The sequence below is a fragment of the Streptomyces sp. NPDC008125 genome, from assembly GCF_042957125.1.
GTDB lineage: Bacteria > Actinomycetota > Actinomycetes > Streptomycetales > Streptomycetaceae > Streptomyces.
Genome location: NZ_JBIBHR010000014.1, coordinates 45,723 through 70,497, shown reverse-complemented (window position 1 = coordinate 70,497; position 24,775 = coordinate 45,723). Strand labels below are relative to the sequence as shown.

The 24,775-nt window shown below is 72.5% G+C and carries 18 protein-coding genes, 3 tRNA genes and 1 pseudogene; 11 read left to right on the top strand and 11 right to left on the bottom strand.

The window, feature by feature from the left end; all coding sequences use genetic code 11:
* Positions 1-57: 57 nt before the first annotated feature.
* The 5 genes from ACFZAX_RS23565 (at position 58) to ACFZAX_RS23545 (ending at position 9,263) form a co-directional block, all read left to right on the top strand.
* Positions 58-2,322 carry a DNA polymerase III subunit gamma and tau gene (locus ACFZAX_RS23565; RefSeq protein ID WP_390963948.1) on the top strand — a complete coding sequence of 755 codons (2,265 nt, stop codon included), beginning with the start codon at positions 58-60 and terminating at the stop codon, positions 2,320-2,322.
* 131 nt (positions 2,323-2,453) lie between these two features.
* The gene (purD, locus tag ACFZAX_RS23560; RefSeq protein ID WP_390963947.1) at positions 2,454-3,719 is read left to right on the top strand and encodes a phosphoribosylamine--glycine ligase; all 1,266 of its coding nucleotides are present in this window, start codon (positions 2,454-2,456) and stop codon (positions 3,717-3,719) included.
* Positions 3,720-4,217: 498 nt separating this feature from the next.
* Positions 4,218-6,143, top strand: a complete 1,926-nt coding sequence (locus ACFZAX_RS23555; protein WP_390963946.1) for a hypothetical protein — start codon at positions 4,218-4,220, stop codon at positions 6,141-6,143.
* A gap of 571 nt (positions 6,144-6,714) precedes the next feature.
* Complete coding sequence (locus tag ACFZAX_RS23550; protein ID WP_390963944.1) at positions 6,715-8,172, top strand: N,N-dimethylformamidase beta subunit family domain-containing protein; 1,458 nt, start codon at positions 6,715-6,717, stop codon at positions 8,170-8,172.
* A 176-nt stretch (positions 8,173-8,348) separates the two neighbouring features.
* On the top strand, positions 8,349-9,263 hold the full coding sequence (locus ACFZAX_RS23545) for a phosphoribosylaminoimidazolesuccinocarboxamide synthase (RefSeq protein ID WP_390963943.1): 915 nt from the start codon (positions 8,349-8,351) through the stop codon (positions 9,261-9,263).
* A 326-nt stretch (positions 9,264-9,589) separates the two neighbouring features.
* On the opposite strand, the gene ACFZAX_RS23540 is transcribed toward ACFZAX_RS23545, so the two are convergent.
* The 8 genes from ACFZAX_RS23540 to ACFZAX_RS23505 form a co-directional block, all read right to left on the bottom strand.
* Positions 9,590-9,665 (bottom strand) — tRNA-Gly (locus ACFZAX_RS23540).
* 24 nt (positions 9,666-9,689) lie between these two features.
* A complete protein-coding gene (locus ACFZAX_RS23535; protein WP_390963942.1) occupies positions 9,690-10,337 on the bottom strand; it encodes a response regulator in 648 nt (215 codons plus the stop codon).
* Positions 10,334-11,722, bottom strand: coding sequence for a histidine kinase (locus ACFZAX_RS23530; protein WP_390963941.1), 1,389 nt, complete (start codon positions 11,720-11,722; stop codon positions 10,334-10,336). The genes ACFZAX_RS23535 and ACFZAX_RS23530 overlap by 4 nt, the downstream gene beginning before the upstream one ends.
* A complete protein-coding gene (locus ACFZAX_RS23525; protein ID WP_390963940.1) occupies positions 11,704-12,504 on the bottom strand; it encodes an ABC transporter permease in 801 nt (266 codons plus the stop codon). Before ACFZAX_RS23525 ends, ACFZAX_RS23530 begins: the two co-directional genes overlap by 19 nt.
* Positions 12,501-13,526, bottom strand: coding sequence for an ATP-binding cassette domain-containing protein (locus tag ACFZAX_RS23520; RefSeq protein WP_390963939.1), 1,026 nt, complete (start codon positions 13,524-13,526; stop codon positions 12,501-12,503). The genes ACFZAX_RS23525 and ACFZAX_RS23520 overlap by 4 nt, the downstream gene beginning before the upstream one ends.
* A gap of 221 nt (positions 13,527-13,747) precedes the next feature.
* Positions 13,748-13,823 (bottom strand) — tRNA-Gly (locus ACFZAX_RS23515).
* Positions 13,824-13,902: 79 nt separating this feature from the next.
* A tRNA-Gly gene (locus ACFZAX_RS23510) sits at positions 13,903-13,974 on the bottom strand.
* 177 nt (positions 13,975-14,151) lie between these two features.
* Positions 14,152-14,487 carry a histone-like nucleoid-structuring protein Lsr2 gene (locus ACFZAX_RS23505; protein WP_390963938.1) on the bottom strand — a complete coding sequence of 112 codons (336 nt, stop codon included), beginning with the start codon at positions 14,485-14,487 and terminating at the stop codon, positions 14,152-14,154.
* A 408-nt stretch (positions 14,488-14,895) separates the two neighbouring features.
* On the opposite strand from ACFZAX_RS23505, the gene purS reads away from it, so the two are divergent.
* The 4 genes from purS to ACFZAX_RS23485 all read left to right on the top strand — a co-directional run bounded on the left by purS (position 14,896) and on the right by ACFZAX_RS23485 (position 19,000).
* Complete coding sequence (gene purS, locus ACFZAX_RS23500) at positions 14,896-15,156, top strand: phosphoribosylformylglycinamidine synthase subunit PurS (protein ID WP_266706271.1); 261 nt, start codon at positions 14,896-14,898, stop codon at positions 15,154-15,156.
* Positions 15,153-15,833: a phosphoribosylformylglycinamidine synthase subunit PurQ gene (gene purQ / locus ACFZAX_RS23495; protein WP_390963937.1), complete on the top strand. Its 681-nt coding sequence runs from the start codon at positions 15,153-15,155 to the stop codon at positions 15,831-15,833. The genes purS and purQ overlap by 4 nt, the downstream gene beginning before the upstream one ends.
* On the top strand, positions 15,830-18,079 hold the full coding sequence (gene purL, locus ACFZAX_RS23490) for a phosphoribosylformylglycinamidine synthase subunit PurL (protein WP_390963936.1): 2,250 nt from the start codon (positions 15,830-15,832) through the stop codon (positions 18,077-18,079). Before purQ ends, purL begins: the two co-directional genes overlap by 4 nt.
* 120 nt (positions 18,080-18,199) lie before the next feature.
* Positions 18,200-19,000 (top strand): sterol carrier family protein, encoded by an 801-nt coding sequence (locus tag ACFZAX_RS23485; RefSeq protein ID WP_390963934.1) that lies wholly within the window; start codon positions 18,200-18,202, stop codon positions 18,998-19,000.
* A gap of 118 nt (positions 19,001-19,118) precedes the next feature.
* On the opposite strand, the pseudogene ACFZAX_RS23480 reads toward ACFZAX_RS23485, so the two are convergent.
* Positions 19,119-20,642, bottom strand: a pseudogene (locus ACFZAX_RS23480) (sulfatase).
* A 252-nt stretch (positions 20,643-20,894) separates the two neighbouring features.
* Positions 20,895-20,987, bottom strand: a complete 93-nt coding sequence (locus ACFZAX_RS23475) for a putative leader peptide (protein WP_327269069.1) — start codon at positions 20,985-20,987, stop codon at positions 20,895-20,897.
* Positions 20,988-21,451: 464 nt separating this feature from the next.
* Between ACFZAX_RS23475 and purF the strand changes: the two genes are divergently transcribed.
* The gene (gene purF, locus ACFZAX_RS23470) at positions 21,452-22,978 is read left to right on the top strand and encodes an amidophosphoribosyltransferase (protein ID WP_390963932.1); all 1,527 of its coding nucleotides are present in this window, start codon (positions 21,452-21,454) and stop codon (positions 22,976-22,978) included.
* A gap of 57 nt (positions 22,979-23,035) precedes the next feature.
* A complete protein-coding gene (gene purM, locus ACFZAX_RS23465) occupies positions 23,036-24,109 on the top strand; it encodes a phosphoribosylformylglycinamidine cyclo-ligase (RefSeq protein ID WP_327176661.1) in 1,074 nt (357 codons plus the stop codon).
* Positions 24,110-24,383: 274 nt separating this feature from the next.
* Here the strand turns inward: purM and ACFZAX_RS23460 are convergent, their stop codons facing one another.
* Positions 24,384-24,635, bottom strand: coding sequence for a DUF3073 domain-containing protein (locus ACFZAX_RS23460; RefSeq protein WP_327176660.1), 252 nt, complete (start codon positions 24,633-24,635; stop codon positions 24,384-24,386).
* Positions 24,636-24,775 lie beyond the last annotated feature (140 nt).

The window sequence follows — 24,775 nt, the reverse complement described above, 5'->3', positions numbered from 1 at the left end:
GGTCGCCGGGGCGCGATGCGGAGTCGGTTGTCGGTGCGTCCCGATAACCTCGTAACTGTGTCGTCCCTTGCGCTGTACCGCCGCTACCGCCCCGAGTCGTTCGCCGAGGTCATCGGTCAGGAGCATGTCACTGACCCGCTCCAGCAGGCCCTGCGGAACAACCGGGTCAATCACGCGTACCTGTTCAGCGGGCCGCGTGGTTGTGGAAAGACGACCAGCGCGCGCATCCTCGCCCGCTGTCTGAACTGCGAGCAGGGGCCGACGCCGACGCCGTGCGGGACGTGCCAGTCCTGCCAGGACCTCGCGCGCAACGGCCCGGGTTCGATCGACGTCATCGAGATCGACGCGGCTTCGCACGGTGGCGTGGACGACGCCCGTGACCTGCGCGAGAAGGCGTTCTTCGGGCCGGCTTCCAGCCGCTACAAGATCTACATCATCGACGAGGCGCACATGGTCACCCCGGCAGGGTTCAACGCCCTGCTGAAGGTGGTCGAGGAGCCGCCGGAGCACCTCAAGTTCATCTTCGCGACGACCGAGCCCGAGAAGGTCATCGGCACGATCCGGTCGCGTACGCACCACTACCCGTTCCGGCTCGTCCCGCCCGGCACCCTGCGTTCGTACCTCGCGGAGGTCTGCGGCAAGGAGAACAGCGCGGTCGAGGACGGTGTGCTGCCGCTCGTCGTGCGGGCCGGGGCCGGGTCCGTCCGTGACTCGATGTCCGTCATGGACCAGCTCCTGGCCGGTGCGGGCGACGACGGCGTGACGTACGCCATGGCGACCTCGCTGCTCGGTTACACGGACGGGTCGCTGCTCGACTCGATGGTGGACGCCTTCGCGGCCGGCGACGGCGCCGCGGCCTTCGAGGTCGTGGACCGGGTGATCGAGGGCGGCAACGACCCGCGCCGGTTCGTCGCCGACCTGCTGGAGCGCCTGCGCGACCTGGTGATCCTGGCTGCCGTGCCGGACGCCGGGGAGAAGGGGCTCATCGACGCCCCCGCCGACGTCGTCGAGCGGATGTCGGACCAGGCGTCCGTCTTCGGCGCCGCCGAACTGAGCCGTGCCGCCGACCTCGTCAACCAGGGGCTGACGGAGATGCGTGGCGCGACCTCCCCGCGCCTCCAGGTGGAGCTGATCTGCGCCCGGGTGCTGCTGCCCGCCGCCTTCGACGACGAGCGGTCGTTCCAGGCGCGGCTGGACCGCCTGGAGCGCGGCGGGGCCTTCGCGGCGGCAGCGGGGGGAGCGGGGGGAGCGGGGGGAGCGCAGGCGTTCCAGGCCGCGCCGCCCGCCCTGGGGTACGTACCCGGGCCCGAGGCGCACCCGCCGATGCCGGCCGCCCCGTACAACCCGCCGGCCGCGGCACCGTACGCCGCGCCGCAGCAGGCCCCCGCACCGCAGGCCCCCGTACAGCAGGCCCCCGCACCGCAGGCCCCCGCACCGCAGGCCCCCGCCCCCCAGTCTCCCGAGTACGGGCAACAGCCCCCGGTCGCCGCCCCGGCCGAGCCCGCCGCTCAGCGGCCCGGCGCCTGGCCCACCCCGGCGGCTGCCGGTGGCGGGGAGCAGGCCCGTCGTCCCGGTGGCTGGCCCACCGCCTCGGCCCCGGGGGCCGGGGCGCCCCGCCCCGCCACTCCCGCTCCCGCCGCGCCGGCCGCTCCCGCCGCCCAGGCACCCGCTGCCGCACCGGCCGGGGGCCAGGACATGGCGCAGGGCGCCGGTCAGGTGCGGAGCATCTGGCCGGAGATCCTGGAGGCGGTGAAGAACCACCGCCGCTTCACCTGGATCCTGCTCAGCCAGAATGCCCAGGTCACCGGGTTCGACGGGACCACGCTCCAAATCGGTTTCGCCAACGCGGGTGCCCGCGACACGTTCGCCAGCAGTGGCAGCGAGGCAGTGCTGCGGCAGGCGCTGGCCGAGCGGTTCAACGCCCAGTGGCGCGTCGAGGCGATCGTCGATCCCTCCGGCGGCGGTGGCCAGCCGATGCAGAGCGGTGGCGGGCGCCCCGGTGGTGGCGGACCCGCGTACCAGGCGCCGCCGCAGCAGTCGTACGAGCAGCGCCCCCCGCCCGCCGCGCCGCCCCAGCAGCCGTACCAGTCCCAGGCGTCCCCGCCGCCCCAGCAGTTCCAGGGCGGGCAGGGGCAGGGCGGCTCCGGACCCGCGCCCGCGGCGTACGAGCGGTCCGCGCCCGAGCCGGTGCACACGGTCGCGCCGGAGGACGACACCCCTGAGGCCGACGACCCGGACCTCGTCGACTCGGCGCTCTCCGGGCACGAGCTGATCGTCCGCGAGCTCGGTGCCACGGTGGTGGAGGAGTTCACCAACGAGTAGCGGGGACCGCGGGGATCCGGACCCTGAAGGAACGCGCGGCCCCGGGCCCCGCCGTCCACGGACGGTTCGCGGACAGTCCACGGAGCGGAGGCCGTCGAGGCGTCCGGTCCCCGGCGGTTAGGCTGCACCCCGTGAAGGTCCTCGTCATCGGCGGCGGCGCCCGCGAACACGCCCTGTGCCGCTCTCTTTCCCTCGACCCCGAGGTCACCGCTCTGTACTGCGCTCCCGGCAACGCCGGTATCGCGGAGGTGGCCGAACTGCGCCCGGTGGACGCGCTCGACGGTGACGCCGTCGCGCGCCTCGCCACCGAACTGGGCGCCGGGCTGGTGGTCGTCGGCCCGGAGGCGCCGCTTGTCGCCGGGGTCGCCGACGCCGTGCGCGCGGCCGGCATCCCCTGCTTCGGCCCGTCCGGTGAGGCGGCGCAGCTCGAAGGCTCCAAGGCGTTCGCCAAGGACGTCATGGCCGGGGCCGGTGTCCCGACCGCCCGGAGCTACGTCTGCACCACCGCCGAGGAGATCGACACCGCGCTCGACGCCTTCGGCGCTCCGTACGTCGTCAAGGACGACGGGCTGGCCGCCGGCAAGGGTGTCGTCGTCACCGACGACATCGAGGCGGCACGCGCCCACGCGCTCGCCTGCGACCGGGTGGTCATCGAGGAGTTCCTCGACGGCCCCGAGGTGAGCCTCTTCGCGATCACCGACGGCACCACCGTGGTGCCGCTCCAGCCCGCCCAGGACTTCAAGCGCGCCCTCGACGGCGACGAGGGCCCGAACACCGGCGGCATGGGTGCCTACTCCCCGCTTCCGTGGGCGGACCCGAAGCTGGTCGACGAGGTCCTGGAGACGGTTCTCCAGCCCACCGTCGACGAGCTGCGCCGACGCGGTACCCCGTTCTCCGGTCTCCTCTACGCGGGCCTCGCGCTGACCTCGCGCGGCGTGCGGGTCATCGAATTCAACGCACGCTTCGGCGACCCGGAGACCCAGGTGGTCCTGGCCCGTCTCAGGACCCCGCTCGCCGGTCTGCTGCTCGCGTCCGCGAACGGCACGCTGGACGAGGTGCCGCCGCTGAACTGGCTCGACGACGCCGCCGTCACGGTGGTCATCGCCTCGCACAACTACCCGGACACCCCGCGTACGGGCGACCCGATCGAGGGTCTCGCCGACGTGGCGGCCCAGGATGCCCCGCACGCGTACGTCCTGCACGCCGGTACGAAGGCGGACGGGCGTACGGTCCTGAGCGCGGGCGGCCGGGTCCTCTCGGTGACCGCGACCGGCCCGGACCTCGGCACGGCCCGCGAGCGCGCGTACGCGGCCCTCGGCCGCATCCGGCTCGACGGTTCCCAGCACCGTACGGACATCGCGCTGAAGGCAGCCGAGGACGCCGCTGCCGCGGTCTGATCCCCGACCGCCTGCGGACGGGTCCCACCTGTTGGACGGGTTCTTCCACCTGCTGGACGAGTTCCACTCTGTGTACGCCCCTCTGTGGCGGCCGAGCGCGACACCTCGGCCGCCACTGGCGTATCCGCAGGCCGGACCGCTGCACCATCGCCTCCGCGCCCGCCGTTCGGCCGACGCCCCGGCCGCCCCCGGCCGCCCCCGTCCACCCCGGCCGCCCCACCGTTTTCTCCACTCCATGCGCCGGAGCGTGCTCCCGCGTGTGCGCTGCGTGCGCGGGGGAGAGGGTTGCCCATCAGTGGCGATAAGTCAGCAGCTTTACCCAAAGCCATTCCATCGGGTGACGGCTGGGCCATCCGGATGACGGCCGCGAAACCCCCAACTAGGGTGCGGCGCAAGGATTCCGGCACTTGGCCCACTGGCATTGCGATGTCCGAGGGCGGTGCCACAGTGGGGGAGTGAGCAACACCGTCGCGGGGGCAGAGGGGGTGACTTCCGGTCGTGTCCGGTACGGAGACTGCTGAGGACCTGGGCATGCGGGCCGCCCGGGCGCGTGCCCTCGCGCTGCTGCGCATCCGCAGCCGTGCGGTGGCGCTGGCCATCCTGCCCGCGGCGGTGGCCGTGGTCATGATCGCCGCAACCGCGCAGGGGCGTCTGGCCGGCGTCGGCTGGAACACCGCCCGCTGGGTGGTGGGCGCGACGGCCGTGGTGTTCCTGGTGCTGGCCGCCGGGGTGGCCGTCACCGTCGCGCGGGCCCGGCCTGCGCTCAGCCCGACCGTCGCCGTCGACGAGAAGTCCGCCCCCGACCTCTACCGGCTCGTGCGGGAGCTCGCCGACCGCATGGACGTGCCCGCGCCTTCGGCGATAGCGCTCACCCCCGACTGCGACAGCTGGCTGGAGGACCGCACGCACCCCTCCGCGCGCACCCACCCCTCCGCGCGGACCGGCGCCGGCGCCAAGGAGCCGGCCGCCGGGGACCGGCGCGAACGGGCGGCGCCGGTGCTGGTCATCGGGTCGCCGTTCCTGTGGTGGATGCGCGTCGGTGAGCTGCGCGCGGTGCTCGCCCCCGTCGTCGCCGGTACGGGCCTCGCGGCGCACCCCGACATAGCTGCCGCCCGGCGGTTCGTCCGAGGCCTCGACGGAGTCGTCGCGGACGCCGGGGGCCCCCGGCCCGGGCCCGCGCGGTCAAACGTTTCGCTGATCGGCGTGTTCGGCCGGATGTCCCGCGCCTTCACCGGCTGGGCCGCCCGGCTGCTGCTCCGCAGCTGTCGCGGGCACGCCGCCGAGATGGAGCGGTGCGTCGCGCTCTCCGCCTCGCTGCGCGCCCAGAGCGTGGACTACGGGGTACGCGCCGTCGCCCAGGAGCAGGTCGGGCTCGTCTATGCGGGCTGGGACCGGCTGCTGACCCGCGTCGCGCTGCCCGCGTGGCGGATGGGCCGGTGGCCGGCGCGGCTGGACGCGGGGGTGGTCTCCGCGCTCACCGAGCTGTCCCGGCGCGACCGGCTCGCCGAAGGGTTCGCCGCGCGCCTGGGCGAGCGCCCCGCCTGCGATCTCCTGGAGGAGCCCGGACTGGCCGACGAGGCGGCGTCGCTGCTCGCCGCGCGGCTCTTCCACGGCGGCCCCGCCCGGGGCGGCGAGTGGTCACCGGTCGACTGGCAGCGGTATCCGGAGGAGGTCGTCGACCGGAAGTGGCGTACGGAGGCGGCCCGGCTGCACGGTGTCATGGACGCCCTCGGCACCGCGGCCCCCGGCCCGGTCGCGCCCGCTCCCGCCGGGCACACCGCCCCGCGCCCCTCGGCGCACGGAGCCGTACGGGCCGCCGAGGCCGGAGCCCCCACGCTGGCCCGGGTCATCGACCACCTGGTGGGCCGGGGCGGCGGCGAGGAGCTCGCGGCCGCCGTCGGAGCGGCGGTCGCCCGCGAGGAGGCCGCGGAGGAGGCCGTCCGGGCCGAGGCCAAGTCTCCCGCTGCCGACGCGGCGAAGGGCTCGGCGGCGACCCCGGCGGACAGCACGGCGGCCAACGCCACAACGACGGGTACGGCTGCGAACGGCTCGGCTGCGACCGGCTCGGCTGCGACCGGCTCGGCAGGCCGCGGGGCGGCCGGCGGGAGCGGCCAGACCGTGGACCCGCTCGACTTCTGGGGCCCCGGCCCCCTCCCGCTCTTCCCGCTCCAGCCGCCCCGTACGGGCACGGAGCTGCTCGCCGACCACGTCACGGCGATGGTCTGCTGTGCCGCCGTGGACACGGCCGGGGCGGCCCCCGGTCTCGACTGGCTGGACGGCCCCGCGCTGCTGGTCGACGGGCTGCGCCGGACGGATCTGGGCACGCCGGTGCTCAGTCTGGTGGAGGACGGTGACGCGGAGCCGCTGCGCTCCTGGCTGTCCGAGCTGGGCATCCGGGAGGACAAGCCGGTCCGCCTGGTCTGACCGCGATCCGCGATCAGCCGCGCAGCTACGTCCGTGCCGTACCCGTACAGGACAAAGCTGACGAACACCGCGCCCCGGCGAACACCGCGCCCCGGCGAACACCGCGCCCCGGCGAACACTGCGCCCCGGCGAACACCGCGCCCGACGAACACCGCGCCCCGGCGCTCCCGCGCCCCCCGGCGCTCCCGCCCACCGTGCGACCCGGCGCTCGGGCTGGTGTGCGCGCCTGGTGCGGAGCCAACGCGCCCCCCGGATACGGAAATGTGTCCCGGCCCGTCGCAACGAACCCTCCGTATACGGAAATATGGCACCGTGTACGCAATCGGTCCGCGCAAGCGGGGCCGACAGGGGGCCGTTTCGCGCCCCGCGCACGCTCCCTCGCCCGGCGCACGCCGCCTTCCGCGCGCTCGTGCGGACCTTCGGTACGGGCCCAATACCCGGAAGGGTAGGTTCCGTTCACGTCAATTCACGACGAACGGTGACGAGGCGCATGCGTTATGTGATGTGCTGGGATCGGCCCTGACACAGGGCGCGCCAGAGTGGTACGGGGGACGTGAGGGAGGGGCCGGTCATGGGGGCGGAGCACAGTAGCCGCTGGGAGTCGGGTGCCCTCGCGCACGCCGTGAGCGATCCGTTCGGCCAGGGGCCGCTGCCCTGGTTGCGCAACAGCGAGAACTACCTCAACGACACGGGGCAGGTGGTCCCCTGGTACGCCGATCCCGAGCTGGGGCGCAGCGGCGGCGGCCCGCGCACCGCCGATGACGTGCGCCGGCAGGTGAAGGGGTTCGCGTCGCCCGGGGCGGCGGCGCCCGGTGAGGCGATCGACTTCCACATCACGGTCGACCCGCCCCAGCCGTTCTACGTCGACATCTACCGCATCGGTCACTACGACGGCGACGGCGCCCGGAAGATCACCACCGTGCCACGCCAGTCGGGGATCGTGCAGTCCGCTCCGCTCGCCGCCGACAAGACTGTTTCCTGCCACCATTGGTGGCTTTCCTGGCGGCTGCAGATCCCGGCGGAGTGGGCGGTGGGTGCTTATGTCGCCGTGCTGACGACCGTCGACGGCCATCGTTCGCACGTCCCGTTCACGGTCCGGGACGACCACCCGGCCGATCTGCTGCTGCTGCTCCCGGACATCACGTGGCAGGCGTACAACCTCTATCCCGAGGACGGCGTGACGGGCGCCAGCCTGTACCACGCGTGGGACGAGAAGGGCGGACTGCTGGGCGAGGAGGAGGCGGCGGTGACGGTCTCCTTCGACCGCCCGTACGCGGGCGCCGGGCTGCCGCTCCATGTCGGCCACGCCTACGACTTCATCCGCTGGGCGGAGCGGTACGACTACAGCCTCGCCTACGCGGACGCCCGTGACCTGCACGCGGGCCGCGTCGACCCGGGCCGGTACCGGGGCCTGGTCTTCCCCGGCCACGACGAGTACTGGTCGGTCCCGATGCGGCGCACCGCGGAGCTGGCGCGGGACACCGGGACCTCGCTGGTCTTCCTCTCGGCCAACACCATGTACTGGCAGGTGTCGCTCTCGGCGTCCCCGTCCGGGGTGCCCGACCGCCTCCTCACCTGCCGCAAGCGGCAGGGGCCGGGGAAGGCCGCGCTCTGGCGGGAGGTCGACAAACCGGAGCAGCTGCTGCTCGGCATCCAGTACGCGGGCCGGGTGCCCGAGCCCTCGCCGCTGATCGTGCGCAACGCCGACCACTGGCTCTGGCGGGGCACGGGGGCCGAGGAGGGCGAGGAGATCGCCGGCCTGGTGGCGGGCGAGGCCGACCGGTACTTCCCGCGCACGGCGCTGCCGGAGCACGAGAGCCGCATCCTGCTCGCGCATTCGCCGTACGAGGACTCCGAGGGTGCCCGGCGCCACCAGGAGACCTCGCTCTACCAGGCGCCGTCCGGGGCTCTCGTCTTCGCCTCCGGGACGTTCGCCTGGTCGCCGGCGCTCGACCGGCCCGGGCACACCGACGCACGCATCCAACAGGCCACGGCCAACCTGCTGAACCGGATCTGCAAGCGCGACTGACCCGCCGACGCGGGTGGGCCGGGGTGTCGTGGCTGCCGCGGGTGCGCCTTCGGCGGGCGGGGCCAGGGTGTGGTCCTGCCGCGGGTACACCTCCGGCCCGCCCCACGCGGCGGGCCCGCACCGGCATACGGGACAATCGGACCCGCGACCCTTGGATCAACCTACGCGGAGGCAGCGTGTCCGGTTTCGTAGAAAAGCCCGAGCCCGTACAGGTTCCGGGCCTCACCCACCTGCACACCGGCAAGGTGCGTGAGCTGTACCGGAACGAGGCGGGCGACCTCGTGATGGTCGCCAGCGACCGCATCTCCGCGTACGACTGGGTCCTGCCGACCGAGATCCCGGACAAGGGCCGGGTGCTGACCGCGCTGTCGCTCTGGTGGTTCGACCAGCTCGGCGACCTGGTGCCGAACCATGTCATCTCCACCGAGGTGCCGGCCGGCGCCCCCGCCGACTGGGAGGGCCGCACGACGATCTGCCGTGCGCTGCGGATGGTCCCGGTCGAGTGCGTGGCCCGCGGCTACCTGACGGGTTCCGGGCTCGTCGAGTACGACGACTCCCGCACGGTCTGCGGCATCGGCCTCCCCGAGGGGCTCGTCGACGGCTCCGAACTGCCGGGCCCGATCTTCACTCCGGCGACGAAGGCCGCCGTGGGCGACCACGACGAGAACGTCAGCTACGAGGCGGTCGCGCACACCGTCGGCGTGGAGACGGCGACCCTGCTGCGGCAGCTCACCCTCGACGTGTACCGGCGCGCCCGGGGCATCGCGCACGGGCGCGGCCTCATCCTGGCCGACACCAAGTTCGAGTTCGGCTGGGCGACCGGCGCGGACGGCACGGAGGAGCTGATCCTCGGCGACGAGGTGCTGACCCCGGACTCCTCGCGCTTCTGGCCGCTCGCCGAGTGGGAGCCGGGCCACGCCCAGCCCTCGTACGACAAGCAGTTCGTCCGCGACTGGCTGACCTCGCCGGCCTCCGGCTGGGACCGCAAGAGCGAGACCCCGCCGCCCGCCCTGCCGCAGCAGGTCGTCGACGCGACCCGCGCCAAGTACATCGAGGCGTACGAGCTGCTGACCGGCCTCAGCTGGAAGTAGCCCGCCCCCGCAGCTGGAAGCAGCCCGCCCCCGCGCTCCCCGCCGCCCCACCACGGGGGGCGGCGGGGAGCGCACTTGCACGAGGCGGCGCGATGTCCGGGAGCGGCGCGCCTTCCGGGAGACAGCGCGTTGCCGCCCTGCAGTGCGTTGCCGCCCTGCAGTGCGTTGCCGCCCTGCAGTGCGTTTCCCCCGAGGCAGTGCTGCTCCCCTGCGGCTGTGCTGGTCCCCTGCGGCGGCACTGCGTCTCCCCGGAGAAGGGGTACGGCTCCGAGGGGCGTCCGGACACGAAGAAGGCCCCGGTCCTGAGGACCGGGGCCTTTCTCACGTGGAGCGAACGACGAGGTTCGAACTCGCGACCTCAACCTTGGCAAGGTTGCGCTCTACCAGCTGAGCTACGTTCGCATCTGCGCCTGAGCGCGATGACAACTATACCCATCCCTGAGCCCGAGCGAAACGCACTGCCGCATGACGGTTCTCCACGCCCAGTTTGGAGACCGCCGACGAGAGGTAGTTGCGGACGGTGCCCGGGGAGAGCGAAGCCCGCGCGGCGATCTCCGCGACGGGGGCGCCGTCCGCCGCCAGTTCCAGCACCTCGGCCTCCCGGGCGGTCAGCGGCGAGTCCCCGGCGGAGATCGCGTCGGCGGCCAACTCCGGTTCCACGTAACGGTTTCCGCCGTGCACGATCCGGATGATCTCGGCCAGCCGGCGGGCGCTGAGCGTCTTGGGCACGAACGCGCGCACCCCTGCGGTCAGCGCGCGTTTCAGGTGCCCGGGACGGCCGTGGCTCGTCACGATCATGGTGCGGCAGCCGGGCAGTTCGGCCCGGAGGGATGTGGCCACGCTCACACCGTCGGCGCCCGGCATCTGGAGATCGAGGACCGCGACATCGGGCCGGTGGGCCAGCGCCATGGCGAGCGCCTCGGGCCCGGTCGCGGCCTCCGCGACCACGACGAAGTCGTCCTCCAGCGCGAGCAGCGCCGCGAGGGCGCCCCGGATCAGATGCTCGTCGTCGGCGAGCAGCAGACGCACCGGCGCGGGTGCCCCGGCAGCAGCGGATTCGGGTGCGGCGGTCAACGTTCCTCCACGAGTTCCGGCTCGCACGCGATGAGCGAGCCCTCCGGCACCGACACGTCCAAAGGCGCCGACACGTCCAAGGGCACCGACACGTCCGCCGGCACCGTGGCGGTGAGCCGGAAGAGCCCGCCCCCGGCCGGCCCCGCGTCCAGCGAGCCGTCGAGCGCGGCGAGCCGCTCCCGCAGCCCCGGCAGGCCCGAGCCCCCGGAAGCAGGGACAGGGCCGGGCCCAGGGGCGGCGGGCGCCCCGTCGTTCTCCACCGTCAGCCGCACGGTCCCCGCGTCCGCCGCGAGCCGGATCACGCAGTGGCGCGGGTCGCCGTGGCGCAGCACGTTGGTGGTCGCCTCGCGCACCACCCAGCCGAGCGCCGATCCGGCGGCGGCGGGCAGCCGGTCCGCCGCCGCCCGGTCCTCCTCGACCGCGCAGTCGATGCCCGCCGACCGCAACACCGCCTGAGCTCCGTGGAGTTCGGCGCGCAGGTCCGCCTCCCGGTATCCCCGTACGACCTCGCGGACCTCCTGCTGGGAGGCCCGGGCGATCCGTTGCACCTCGACCATCTGGTCCACGGCCGAGGGCTTCTGGCGCCGGGCGAGCTCGACGGCGAGTTCGCTCTTCAGCGCGATCACCGCGAGATTGCGGCCCAGCACGTCGTGCATGTCCCGGCCGAACCGGAGCCGTTCCTCCGCCACCGCCAGCCGTGCCTGGAGGTCGCGGGCCTCCTCCGCCTGCCACATCACGCTCAGACTCCACGCGGAGGGCCGCACCGCCAGCAGCATCAGGAGGCCGCTGAGCAGCCCCGCGCCCGCCACCCCGGCCAGCGTCCCGCCCCGCACCCCGACCGCGGCGAAGAGCCCGGTGCTCACCGCCGCGTACGCCAGGCAGTGCAGCAGGAAGCGGCGGACCGGCACGAGGAGGACGTACGGGGTGACGAAGGCGATCGGCAGGTCGAGGGCGAACATCGTCAGCCCGTCGCCGTCGATCCCGTGGGTGGCGGCCAGTGCCACGAGCAGCCCGAGCCCGGCAGCGAGCAGCGCCACCGGGACGGCCAGACCGCGGGCGGGGAAGGCGCCCCGGCCCAGGTAGGACCGGTGGGCCGGGAGCAGGGTCCGGTGCAGGTACGCGCACTGGGCGGCGCAGACCAGGGTGAACAGGCCGCCCAGCGCCCAGTGCAGCGGGTCGTGGCGCAGGTCCGCGGCGAGCGGGGCGAGGCCCCAGGAGAGGAGGAAGAACCAGGGCATCGTCTCCAGGGTCGCCCGCTGGTAGAGGTCGATGCGCTGGAGCCGGCCGCGCCCCTGCCAGCGGCGCCGCCATTCCCTCGTACGCCGGATCACCGTTTCTCCGTCCCCCGTGCCGTCGCCGCCGTGGGTCAGCGCCGCGGGTCCCATCGGAACCACCGCCGCCCAGCAAACACGGCGAAGCCGGTCCAGGCCAGAGCGGCGACCGTCGCGCGTACCAGCGCACCGCCGGACCCGCCGCCCAGCCATCCGGCGCGGACGAGGGTCATCACCCCGGTCAGCGGCAGCAGTTCGCAGGCGGCGGCGAGACGGTCCGGGAACACGGCGAGCGGGACGAAGAGCCCCGAGCCCATTCCGGAGACGAGGAAGAACGGCAGGGTGGTGAGCTGCGCCGTCTGCACGGTGCGGGTACCGGCCGAGGTGAGCGCCGCGAGCCCGGCGAGCAGGACGCAGCCGAGCAGCAGCCCCGCCACCAGCAGGGCGGGCCGCTCCGGCGCCCCCAGACCCAGCGCCGCCCCGCCGACCGCCACGATCAGCGCGCTCTGCGCGAGCAGCAGAAGGGCGGCGGGCAGCGCCGTCCCGCCGAGGATCTCCAGGTCCCGGATCTCTCCCGTCCGCAGCCGCTTCAGCACCAGCTCCTCGCGCCGGGCGACGTACGTGGAGACGAGGTTCATGTGGACGACCTGAATCAGCGCCGCCCCGATCCCGCCGGTCAGCGCGGCCCCGGCGACGGACATCCCGGCGGGTCCGAGATCGACCCGGTCCAGCGAGGACTTGAGGGCGACCGTCATCGCCAGGGGCATGAGGAGCGCGACGAAGACCGCCGTCCTGTTCCGGGCGAGCAGTGCGAACTCGGCTCGGGCGAGGGCGATCAGCCGCCGCCCCGCCGTGGTGCGGGTGGTGGAGATGCCCGACGTGGTGGTGATGCTCATGCCGCCGCCCCCTGCGTCCGTCGTGCCCCGGTTCCCTCCGGGCTCCCGGGAACCGCGCCCCCGGGAACCTCCCCGCCCCCGGTACGCGCGATCTCCAGGAACGCCTCCTCCAGCGACCCGGACCGGGCCTCGAGCCCGTCGAGGACGACGCCCTCACGGGCCGCCCAGCCGAGAAGGGTGCCCAGCGACTCCTGGAGGAAGCGGGTACGGATCTCGACCCACCCGCCCACCACCGTCCGGTCCGGGCCCCCCGGGCCCGCGGGCAGCCGGCCGGCCGGGACGTCCTCGGGCAGCCGGAACCTGATGCGGGCCGGCTGCCCGGCCGTGACCTCGGCCGTCGTCCCGGAGGCCACGATCCGGCCACCGTGCATGATCGCCAGCCGGTCTGCGAGCGCCTCGGCCTCCTCCAGGTGATGCGTGGTCAGCAACACGGTCGTGCCGCCGTCCCGCAGGCTCCTGACGAGCTCCCAGGTGTCGCGCCGGCCCTTCGCGTCGAGCCCGGTCGTCGGCTCGTCCAGGAAGAGGACCTCCGGGCGGGCGACCAGGGCCAGCCCCAGGTCGAGGCGCCGCCGCTCACCGCCCGAGAGCTGCTTGACGCGGACCCGGGCGCGGCCGGTCAGCCCCACCAGCTCCAGCACCTCCCCGACGGGCCGGGCACCGCTGGTGCACGCGGCCCACATCCGTACGGTCTCGGTCACCGTCAGGTCGGACGGGAAACCGCCCTCCTGGAGCATCACCCCGGTCCGGGCCCGGACGGCACCCCGCTCGCGGTACGGGTCGTGGCCGAGGACGCGTACGGTCCCGGCGTCCGGCACCGCGAGCCCCTCCAGCAGCTCCACCGTGGAGGTCTTCCCGGCACCGTTGGTGCCGAGCAGGGCGAAGAGCTCCCCGCGCGGTACGGAGAAGGAGATCCCCGAGACGGCCTCGAAGCCGTCCGCGTACCGCCGTCGCACCGCGTGGGCCTCGATCACCGCCGTACCGGCAGGGGCAGGCATGCCGTCGTGGCCGTCGTCTCTGGTCATGCACTCAAGGCTGGCCGGGGCGGGGGCCCGGCGGCAGTGCGAGCCGTCACCCCCCCGCATGACATCTGTCATGACGGACACGGGCACGGGCACGGGCACGGACACGGACGACGGCCGAGGAGAACCGGATCCCCGAAAGGAAAAGGGTCGGCCCCGGCCCCGCGCACGCATCCCGCGCACACGAGAAAGACCCCGGTCGAAATCGACCGGGGTCTTTCTTTTGGAGCGGACGACCAGGTTCGAACTGGCGACCTCAACCTTGGCAAGGTTGCGCTCTACCAACTGAGCTACGTCCGCATTGCCTCCGCTCGGCTTTCACCGGGCGGCGCGAGCACCACTCTACCCGATCCACCGGAGTGGTCGGAAAGCGATGCAGAGCGGGTGACAGGAATCGCACACTGCGCCTCCCCCCTGGAAGGGGGGTGTTCTACTACTGAACTACACCCGCACGCTGCTGTGGTTGGGGCCTTTCGGCCTTGCCCCTTGGCGTGATCCAGACTCTATCCGAACTCCAGGGGTGAAGCGCAAGTCGGCTCCCCCGCCGATGTCGTGGTGACGCTCCGCAGCGGTCGCCCCGGAGGTCCCTGCGGACCTCCGGGTGCCGCCACCGTGTTCTGCCCCTCGCTCAACTCGCTTGTTCGAACGCCTCGTAGACCCTCTTCGGGATGCGTCCCCGGGCCGGCACGTCCAGCTGGTGCGACCGCGCCCACGCGCGGACGGCCGCCGGGTCGGGGGCGAGGGAGGTGTGGTGATAGGAAACGGGGGTCTTGCCGTGCTTTCCGGCTTTTGTCTGCTTTCGGCCGGCCGCCACGTACGGAGCCAGCGTCTTCCGCAGCTTTTTCGCGTTGACGGGATTGAGATCGATCTCGTAGGACTTCCCGTCGATGGCGAAAGTAACCGTTTCCGCCGCCTGTCCTCCGTCGATGTCGTCGGAGAGCGTGACCACTACGCGTTGCGCCACGGATATCGGTCCTTTCCTGCGGCGCCCGCGCGTCTGACGTGCGCGGCCGCCGGCCTTCCGGCTGCCTGGGGTTGTGTCGTCGGATCAGGCCGGGCTCGCGGGCTCCGGCCCGATCCCGAGGCGTCGGTCTTCCGGTGTTCTTCGAGCCGTGTTGCTTTCCTCGGTAATCATTTGTACAGCGGTGGTACGGCATTGTGAAGCCCGCTCAATTGTTTCGCGTGTCCGTCCGCAATCGGTACTGATTTTTTCCCCGGACTTTTCCCCGAACCAGTGGTGATCGATATCCGTACGTGATCCGAGGATCCTTGTCTACCCGCGTAGAAATTTCCGGCAGGTACGCTGACAGGACCCGCCGGGGTCTGGGGAACCCCCCGGAGACCCAGCCGCACCACACCATTGGGAGTGCCAGTGGCACGCGTCGTAGTCGACGTCATGCTCAAGCCGGAGATCCTCGACCCGCAGGGACAGGCGGTGCAGCGCGCACTGCCCCGTCTCGGCTTCGAGGGAATCGCCGACGTTCGCCAGGGGAAGCGTTTCGAGCTTCAGGTCGAAGGGCCGGTCGATGACGCCGCCCTGGCCCGGATCAACGAACTCGCCGAGACCTTCCTCGCGAACACCGTCATCGAGGACTTCGTCGTGAAGGTGGAGTCCGAGGAGGCCGCGAAGTGACCGCTCGTATCGGCGTCGTCACTTTCCCCGGCACCCTCGACGACAAGGACGCGCTGCGCGCGGTCCGGGTCGCGGGGGCCGAACCCGTGTCGCTGTGGCACCGCGACAAGGACCTGCATCAGGTCGACGCGGTCGTCCTCGCGGGCGGCTTCTCCTACGGCGACTACCTGCGGGCCGGAGCCATCTCCCGCTTCTCGCCGGTGATGGAGACCATCATCGAGCAGGCGAAGGCGGGCATGCCGGTCCTCGGCATCTGCAACGGCTTCCAGATCCTGACCGAGGCGCATCTGCTGCCCGGCGCGATGCTGCGCAACAACCACCTCCACTTCATCTGCCGCGACCAGAAGCTGCGGGTGGAGAACACGGGGACGGCCTGGACCGCGGACTACGCGGACGGCCAGGAGATCTCCGTACCGCTGAAGAACATGGACGGCCGCTACACCGCCGACGAGCGCACGCTCGACGAGCTGGAGGCCGAGGGCCGCGTCGCGTTCCGCTACCTGGACGTGAACCCCAACGGCTCGCTCCGTGACATCGCCGGCATCAGCAACGCCGCCGGCAACGTCGTCGGCCTCATGCCGCACCCCGAGCACGCGGTCGAGCCGCTGATCGGCACCGGCGGCACGGACGGCCTCGGTTTCTTCACCTCGATCATCAAGAAGCTGGTCAACGCATGAGCCTGGATACGGTCAAGCACGCGGCCGAGACCCCGGACGCCGAACAGCCCTGGAAGGAACTCGGCCTCAAGGAGGACGAGTACGCCCGCATCCGCGAGATCCTGGGCCGCCGTCCCACCGGCGCCGAGCTCGCCATGTACTCCGTGATGTGGTCCGAGCACTGCTCCTACAAGAGCAGCAAGGTCCACCTCAAGCAGTTCGGCGAGAAGGTCCCCGCCAACGACGCGATGCTCGTCGGCATCGGCGAGAACGCCGGTGTGGTCGACGTCGGCCAGGGTTACGCGGTCACCTTCAAGGTCGAGTCCCACAACCACCCGTCGTACATCGAGCCCTACCAGGGTGCGGCGACCGGCGTCGGCGGCATCGTCCGCGACATCCTCGCCATGGGCGCCCGCCCGATCGCGGTCGTCGACCCGCTGCGCTTCGGCGCGGCCGACCACCCCGACACCAAGCGCGTCCTGCCGGGCGTCGTCGCGGGCATCGGCGGTTACGGCAACTGCCTCGGCCTGCCGAACATCGGCGGCGAGGTCGTCTTCGACGCCTGCTACCAGGGCAACCCGCTCGTCAACGCCGGCTGCATCGGCGTGATGAAGCACGAGGACATCCACCTCGCCCAGGCGTCCGGCCCCGGCAACAAGGTCATCCTCTACGGTGCCCGCACCGGCGGCGACGGCATCGGCGGCGTCTCGGTCCTCGCGTCCGAGACCTTCGAGTCGACCGGCCCGGCCAAGCGCCCGGCCGTCCAGGTCGGCGACCCGTTCCAGGAGAAGCTCCTCATCGAGTGCACCCTGGAGATCTTCCAGGAGAAGCTCGTCGCGGGCATCCAGGACCTCGGCGGCGCCGGGCTCTCCTGCGCCACGTCCGAGCTGGCGTCCGCCGGTTCCGGCGGGATGCGCGTCGAGCTGGACACCGTGCCGCTGCGCGACTCCTCCCTCTCGCCCGAGGAAATCCTCATGAGCGAGTCGCAGGAGCGCATGTGCGCGATCGTCGAGCCGCAGCACGTGGACCGCTTCCTGGAGATCTGCGAGAAGTGGGAAGTCATCGCCACCGTCATCGGTGAGGTGACCGAGGGCTCCCAGCTGGAGATCTTCTGGCACGGCGAGCAGATCGTGGACGTTCCGCCGCGGTCCGTCGCCCACGAGGGCCCGACCTACCACCGCCCGTTCGCCCGCCCCGAGTGGCAGGACGCGCTCCAGGCCGACGACGCCGGCAAGCTGGCCCGTCCGGCGAACGCCGCCGAGCTGCGCGCGCAGGTCCTCCAGCTCGTCTCCTCGCCGAACCAGGCGTCGAAGACGTGGATCACGGACCAGTACGACCGGTTCGTGCAGGGCAACACCGTGCTCGCGATGCCCGAGGACGCCGGCATGGTCCGCATCGACGAGGAGACCAACCTCGGCGTGGCCATGGCGACCGACGGCAACGGCCGCTACGCGAAGCTCGACCCCTACACCGGTGCGCAGCTCGCGCTGGCGGAGTCGTACCGCAACGTCGCCGCCTCCGGTGCCAAGCCGCTCGCGATCTCGGACTGCCTGAACTTCGGTTCGCCCGAGGACCCGGACGTCATGTGGCAGTTCGCCGAGGCCACCCGCGGTCTCGCGGACGGCTGCCTGGAGCTCGGCACCCCGGTCACCGGCGGCAACGTCTCGCTGTACAACCAGACCGGTGACACCGCGATCCACCCGACGCCGGTCGTGGCCGTGCTCGGTGTGATCGACGACGTCACCCGGCGCACCCCGGTGGCGTTCTCGCAGGAGGGGCAGCTGCTCTACCTGCTCGGCGACACGCACGACGAGTTCGGCGGCTCGGCCTGGTCCGAGGTCGTCCACCAGCACCTCGGCGGGATGCCGCCCAAGGTCGACCTGGGCCGCGAGAAGCTGCTCGGCGAGATCCTGATCTCCGCGTCGCGCGACGGCATGATCGACGCCGCGCACGACCTGTCCGACGGCGGTCTCGTCCAGGCGGTCACCGAGTCCTGCCTGCGCGGCGGGAAGGGCGCCCGGCTGGTCGTCCCGGACGGCCTGGACGCGTTCACCTTCCTCTTCTCCGAGTCGGCGGGGCGCGCGGTCGTCTCGGTGCCTCGCAGCGAGGAGCTCCGCTTCAACGACATGTGCGGCGCGCGAGGTCTGCCCGTCACCCGCATCGGTGTCGTGGACGGTGACGAGATCGAGGTCCAGGGCGAGTTCAGCATCCCGCTGAGCGAGCTGCGGACCGCACACGAGGGCACGATTCCGGCGCTCCTCGCCTGAGTCTCCCTGCTGCGTTACGTACGCCGATGCCCCCGCCCGCCGGGCGGGGGCATCGCGCTGTCCGAGGGCGGGCCCCGCGGGCCGGTGTCCGGCGCCCCTCGAAGCCGTACGCTCGTTGCCATGCCGCCGTCCCGCAAGCGCGCCCGCCGCTACGACCCCGTCCGCACCCGTACCGCCGTACTGGCCCAGTTCACGCTGGTCGGGCAGGCGGTCGCGGGACTGACCGGCGATCAACTCGCGCTGCCCACCCGGCTCGGCGACTGGACCGTGCGGGAGCTGGCCGTCCACCTCACGGAGGCGCTCTCGGCGGTGTGCCGGAACCTGGAGCTGCCCGAGCCGCGCGGCGCGAAGCCGGAACTGACCTTGGTCCAGTGGCCGTTCTCGACGGCGGCGCGAGCCGAGCAGATCGACGAGGACGTCCGCGCGCTCGCCGCCGCCCACCCCGGACCGGCAGCTCTGTACGGAGAGGTCGCGGCCCGCTTCGAGGCAGTGGTGGGCCCCGCCGACCCCGACCGGCTGCTGCCGACCCGCACCGGCTCGATGCGCCTCGGCGACTACCTGGTCACCCGGACCGTCGAGCTGATCGCACACACCGACGACCTCAACGCGGCGACCGGCCTGGACATCCCGTACGACCGGCAGGCCCTGGCCGCCGCCACCCGGCTTCTCGCGGACGCCCTCGCCGAACGGGCGCCCGGCGGCTCGGTGGAGGTGCGCGTCCCGCCGTTCGCCGTGGTCCAGTGCCTCGGCGGGCCCCAGCACACGCGCGGCACGCCCCCCAACGTCGTGGAGACCGACCCGCTCACCTGGATCCGGCTGGCCACCGGGCGGGCCGGCTGGGCCGGGGAACGGGACGCGGCGCGGATCTCCGCGAGCGGGGAACGCGCCGATCTCGCGGGGCTGCTGCCGCTGATGGGCTGAGCGGCAGGTGAGGGGCTGACCGGCAGGAACGTCCCGCCGCCCGGTGTCAGGTACGGGCGGCGGGACGGGTCCGGTGAGAGAGGGCGGAACGGGTCCCGGCGTGCGCCGGGACGCGGGATCAGAACGGCGAGGTGCCCGTGCTCGCCGGGTACGGCAGCAGCTCCGCGTCCGTCCGCTCCCAGAACGCCCGCAGCTCCGCCAGCAACTCCGGCTCCTCGGTGGCCCGGTTCGCCTGCTCGCGCTGGTCCTCGCGCAGGTTGAAGAGCTGGTCCCCGCCGGACTTGCCCCGGTAGTACTTCCAGTCGCCCCGGCGCACCGCGCGCTCGCCGCGCACCCGCCAGAACAGCTCGCGCTCCGGCACCTCTTCGCCCCGCAGCAGATAGCCGCCGAGGCTGGTGCCGTCCAGCGGGTACGCGGGGGCGGGGCGGGCGCCCGCGATCTCCAGCAGCGTCGCGGTCCAGTCCGGCGAGAACACCGGCAGGTCGCTGACCTGTCCGGCGTCGATCCGGACCGGCCAGCGCAGCACCGCCGGCACCCGGATGCCGCCCTCCTGGAGCGAGCTCTTGTTGCCGGAGAGCGGCCACTGGTACGAGAAGCGCTCGCCGCCGTTGTCGCTGGCGAAGAAGACCAGAGTGTCCTCCTCCTGACCCGACTTCTTCAGCGCGTCGAGCACCTTTCCGACCGAACGGTCGAGGTCCTCGACCATCTCCTTGTACTTCTCGACCGACCCGCCGTCGTTGTGGAACAGGGCGGCGGCATTGCCCGCCTTGATCTTCCGGACGACCTCCGCGCTCTCCTCGGTGTCGCCGTCCGCGATCCACGGCCAGTGCGGGGTGGTGAAGTTGAGGTTCAGCAGCCACGGCTTGTCGTGGTCACGCCGGACGTACTCGCTCGCCCGCTCGGTGAGGATGCGCGTGTAGTAGCGGAGGTCCTTGTACTCGGCGTCGCCCTCGTAGAGGTCGTACTCGCCGCCGAGGCCGAGCTTGGAGTAGTACTCCAGCGCCCCGCCGAAGTTGCCGAAGAACTCGTCTCAACCCGACTTGGTGGGGCTGTAGTCCGGCAGGTAACCGCAGTGCCACTTGCCGATCAGCGCGGTGGCGTAACCGGTGGAACGCAGCAGTGAGGCGAGCGTCGGGTGGGTCGGCTCCAGCCCCACCGACCGGTCCGCGATCGGCTCCGCGAGCCCGCCCGCGGTGCGCCCCGGGTAGCGGCCGGTGTAGAGGCTGAAGCGGGTCGGCGAGCAGGTGGCGGAGCCCGCGTACGCGTCGGTGAACCGCACGCCCTGGCGGCCGATACGGTCCAGGTTCGGCGTCCTGATGTGCGGGGCGCCGTACGAGGAGAGGTCGGCCCAGCCGAGGTCGTCGCCGAGGATGTAGAGGATGTTGGGACGGCGGGAGTGCCTGCCGCGCGCCGCCCGGAACGGCCTCTCCCCGGCGTCCGGCTTCGGCGACGCGCCGGCCGGGGCGGCGGACGCGGGTCCGGCCGACAGTCCCACGGCCGCGGTGGCGGCGGTCGCGCCGACGGCGGTGCCGAAGGCGCGGCGGGAGAGCGAACCGGACGGCCCGTCGGCACCGGCGTTCCGGTCCGGGTTCTGGCCCTGGTTGCGGCTCTGGTTCTCGTTCTGGTTCGGGGCGGAAGACATGGCGACTCCGGGCACGGGGCCTCCGCGGGGCAGCCGGGCGCGCACGGGCGCACCCGGACCCGTACGGAAGCGGGCGGGAAGCAGAGGGGGAAGGCGGTGCGGACACCCGACGGCACGGGTGGGCCCGGGAGGGATCCACTGCCGAGGGGTACGCGAGGGGGCCCGCACATGCGGTGCGGGCAGCGCGCTCAGGGATTCACGAGCCCGGGCGTCCCTGGGTCCGGGGACTCAGGAGCTCGGCGGCGCGGGCGCTCAGGAGCAGCGACAGATGGCGCTCGCCAGGCGTCCCAGATCGACGTGGCGGCGCTCCACGAGCGTGACCGAGAGATCACCGAGGGGCTGCATGGCCCCGGAGCCTGCCGTCTGGACGTGCCCGTGTCAATGATCGTCTCGCGGTACGGACGGGCGTACCGCTATCCGGACTCGGAGCGCCGCTCGGAGCGTCGGCACGGTCCTCGGCGCCCGTCTGCGGCGCCGTGCAGTGTGAGGCTCGCCACGGAACGGACGCCCGGAGTGGGCCTCCGCCCGCCTCCGGGCCCGCCTCACCCAGAGCGACGGACGGGGCGGGCCGCCGACGGTCGCCGCGGCACCCCCGTCGGCCGGGAGAGGCCGCAGTGCTGGGCTCCGGCGGTCAGGCCGCCCAGGGGCCGTTCTCCGGGATCGAGCGGTGATCACTCCCGGTGATCAACGAGACCCCCCGGAAACGGACTTCCCGCTTCGCGTCCGCGCACGTCCGGGCGGCTCCGGGCGCCGGTGCGGGGCCCGTCCCCAATTCGGACCAGTGGTCGACCTCGCCTACACTCGGTGGCGTGCCTCGTGGTGATGGACGACTCAACCACGACCTGCTCCCCGGCGAGAAGGGCCCCCAGGACGCTTGCGGCGTCTTCGGTGTCTGGGCTCCCGGCGAAGAGGTCGCCAAGCTCACCTATTTCGGACTGTATGCCCTGCAGCACCGTGGACAGGAGTCCGCGGGCATCGCAGTGAGCAACGGGTCGCAGATCCTGGTCTTCAAGGACATGGGACTGGTCTCGCAGGTCTTCGACGAAACGTCTCTGGGGTCGCTCCAGGGCCATATCGCGGTCGGTCATGCCCGTTACTCCACCACCGGTGCCTCGGTGTGGGAGAACGCGCAGCCGACGTTCCGTGCCACCGCGCACGGCTCGATCGCCCTCGGCCACAACGGCAACCTGGTCAACACGGCCCGGCTCGCGGAGATGGTCGCCGACCTGCCGCGCAAGGACGGCCGCGCCACCCAGGTCGCCGCGACCAACGACACCGACCTCGTGACCGCGCTGCTCGCCGGGCAGACCGACGAGGAGGGCAAACCGCTCACGATCGAGGAAGCCGCCACCAAGGTGCTTCCCGAGGTCCGCGGCGCTTTCTCGCTGGTCTTCATGGACGAGAACACCCTCTACGCCGCCCGGGACCCGCAGGGCATCCGACCGCTCGTCCTCGGCCGCCTGGAGCGCGGCTGGGTCGTCGCGTCGGAGTCGGCCGCCCTCGACATCTGCGGCGCCAGCTACGTCCGCGAGATCGAGCCGGGCGAACTCGTCGCCATCGACCAGAACGGTCTGCGCACCTCCCGATTCGCGGAAGCGAAGCCCAAGGGCTGCGTCTTCGAGTACGTCTACCTGGCCCGCCCCGACACCGACATCGCCGGGCGGAACGTCTACCTCTCCCGCGTCGAGATGGGCCGGCGCCTCGCCGCCGAGGCCCCTGTCGAGGCGGACCTGGTCATAGCGACACCGGAGTCCGGCACCCCCGCCGCGATCGGTTACGCCGAGGCCAGCGGTATCCCGTTCGGCGCCGGCCTGGTCAAGAACGCCTACGTCGGCCGGACTTTCATCCAGCCCTCGCAGACCATTCGTCAGCTGGGCATCCGGCTGAAGCTGAACCCGCTCAAAGAAGTCATCAAGGGCAAGCGCCTGGTGGTCGTCGACGACTCGATCGTCCGCGGCAACACCCAGCGCGCGCTGGTCCGGATGCTCCGCGAGGCCGGTGCCGCCGAGATCCACATCCGGATCTCGTCCCCGCCGGTCAAGTGGCCCTGCTTCTTCGGCATCGACTTCGCGACCCGCGCCGAGCTCATCGCCAACGGCATGTCCGTCGACGAGATCGCCACGTCGCTGGGTGCCGACTCGCTCTCGTACATCTCGCTCGACGGGATGATCGAGGCGACGACGATCCAGAAGCCCAACCTCTGCCGCGCCTGCTTCGACGGTGAATACCCGATGGAGCTTCCGGACCCGGAGCTGCTCGGCAAGCAGCTGCTGGAGACCGAGCTGGCCGCCGGCCCCGCCGCCACCGCGGCGGCCGACGCGCTGCGTCGTCCGTGATCCGGACCGACCTGCGTTCCCACCAGCCCCGTATTCCCACACGAAAGATCCCGGGCAATGTCTGAGACAACAGGTGCTTCCTACGCGGCGGCCGGCGTCGACATCGAGGCCGGCGACCGCGCGGTCGAGCTGATGAAGCAGTGGGTGAAGAAGACCAAGCGCCCCGAGACCGAGGGTCTCGGCGGGCTCGGCGGTTTCGCCGGACTCTTCGACGCCTCCGCTCTCAAGCGCTACGAGCGTCCGCTGCTGGCCTCCGCGACCGACGGTGTCGGTACGAAGGTCGACCTGGCGCGGCAGATGGGCGTCTACGACACCATCGGCCACGACCTGGTGGGCATGGTCGTCGACGACCTCGTGGTCTGCGGCGCCGAACCGCTCTTCATGACCGACTACATCTGCGTCGGCAAGGTGCACCCCGAGCGTGTCGCGGCGATCGTGAAGGGCATCGCCGAGGGCTGTGTCCTCGCCGGCTGCTCCCTGGTCGGCGGCGAGACGGCCGAGCACCCGGGGCTTCTCGGCCCGGACGACTTCGACGTCGCCGGCGCGGGTACGGGCGTGGTCGAGGCCGACCGCCTGCTCGGCCCCGAGCGCATCCGCAAGGGTGACGCGGTCATCGCCATGGCCTCGTCCGGTCTTCACTCCAACGGGTACTCGCTCGTGCGCCACGTGGTGTTCGACCGGGCCGGCTGGACCCTGGACCGCCAGGTGGAGGAGTTCGGCCGGACCCTCGGCGAGGAGCTCCTGGAGCCCACCCGGATCTACTCGCTGGACTGCCTCGCCCTCACCCGTACGACCGAGGTGCACGGCTTCAGTCACGTCACCGGCGGCGGCCTGGCGAACAACCTGGCCCGGGTCGTTCCCGACGGGCTGCACGCCACCGTGGACCGGTCCACCTGGACCCCGGGCGCGGTGTTCGACCTGGTCGGCAAGGCCGGCAAGGTCGAGCGGCTGGAGCTGGAGAAGACGCTGAACATGGGCGTCGGCATGATCGCGATCGTCCCGGCGGACTCCGTGGACGTGGCCCTGACGACGCTGGCCGACCGAGGGGTCGACTCCTGGGTCGCCGGCGAGATCACCGACCGCGGCGACCACGCCACGGGCGCCGAGCTGACCGGCGACTACGCCCGCTGATCACACGCGAAACCGCCGGGGCAGGGCGGGGCAGGGCGGCTCGACGACCGTCCGCCCGCCCGCCGGCGGGGTCCGTGCTCCGCACGGTGGTCGCCTCCCCCGGCGGAGGACCGGCGGTGCCGTCGCACCGACCCGGACCCGGACCGCGCGCAGGCGGGCCCGAACACCACGGCCTGGACCAGAACGGCTTGGAACAGCGCGGCCCGACCGTGACCGGACAGCACAGAACCCGGTCCGGGACAGGCCCGGACCGGGTTGTTGTGTCAGCGCGAGGTCAAGCGCCGCGGCGCTGCGACGAAGGACCGGACTCGTCGTCCTCGTCCTCGTCGTCGTTGTAAAGATCCGCGTACTGTGCGTACGGGTCATCGTCCTCGTCGTCGTCCTCGAACGGCTCGGCGTTCGGTGGCTGACTCGAAGGTGATGCGCCCAGCTCATTGGCCAGACGTGTGAGGTCGGTTCCGCCGCTGCTGTACTTCAGCTGGCGGGCGACCTTTGTCTGCTTGGCCTTTGCCCGGCCGCGCCCCATGGCTCGACCCCCTCGGTGACGGGGCTCGACGGCCCCAGAGTCTTGACACGCGTTCATGTTTCGGGACGGCCCCTCGGATGAGAGCCCGTGCCCGTAGAGCTTCAACGGTACCTGCTTCCGTGGCCATACGGTACGCCGCC

Excerpts from the sequence above, each read along its gene's own strand:
- purL (WP_390963936.1), top strand. The coding sequence starts at position 15,830 with ATGAGCCTGGATACGGTCAAGCACGCGGCCGAGACCCCGGACGCCGAA.
- purM (WP_327176661.1), top strand. The coding sequence starts at position 23,036 with ATGTCTGAGACAACAGGTGCTTCCTACGCGGCGGCCGGCGTCGACATC.
- ACFZAX_RS23475 (WP_327269069.1), bottom strand. The coding sequence starts at position 20,987 with ATGCAGCCCCTCGGTGATCTCTCGGTCACGCTCGTGGAGCGCCGCCAC.
- ACFZAX_RS23520 (WP_390963939.1), bottom strand. The coding sequence starts at position 13,526 with ATGACCAGAGACGACGGCCACGACGGCATGCCTGCCCCTGCCGGTACG.
- ACFZAX_RS23525 (WP_390963940.1), bottom strand. The coding sequence starts at position 12,504 with ATGAGCATCACCACCACGTCGGGCATCTCCACCACCCGCACCACGGCG.
- ACFZAX_RS23530 (WP_390963941.1), bottom strand. The coding sequence starts at position 11,722 with ATGGGACCCGCGGCGCTGACCCACGGCGGCGACGGCACGGGGGACGGA.
- ACFZAX_RS23550 (WP_390963944.1), top strand. The coding sequence starts at position 6,715 with ATGGGGGCGGAGCACAGTAGCCGCTGGGAGTCGGGTGCCCTCGCGCAC.
- ACFZAX_RS23460 (WP_327176660.1), bottom strand. The coding sequence starts at position 24,635 with ATGGGGCGCGGCCGGGCAAAGGCCAAGCAGACAAAGGTCGCCCGCCAG.
- ACFZAX_RS23485 (WP_390963934.1), top strand. The coding sequence starts at position 18,200 with ATGCCGCCGTCCCGCAAGCGCGCCCGCCGCTACGACCCCGTCCGCACC.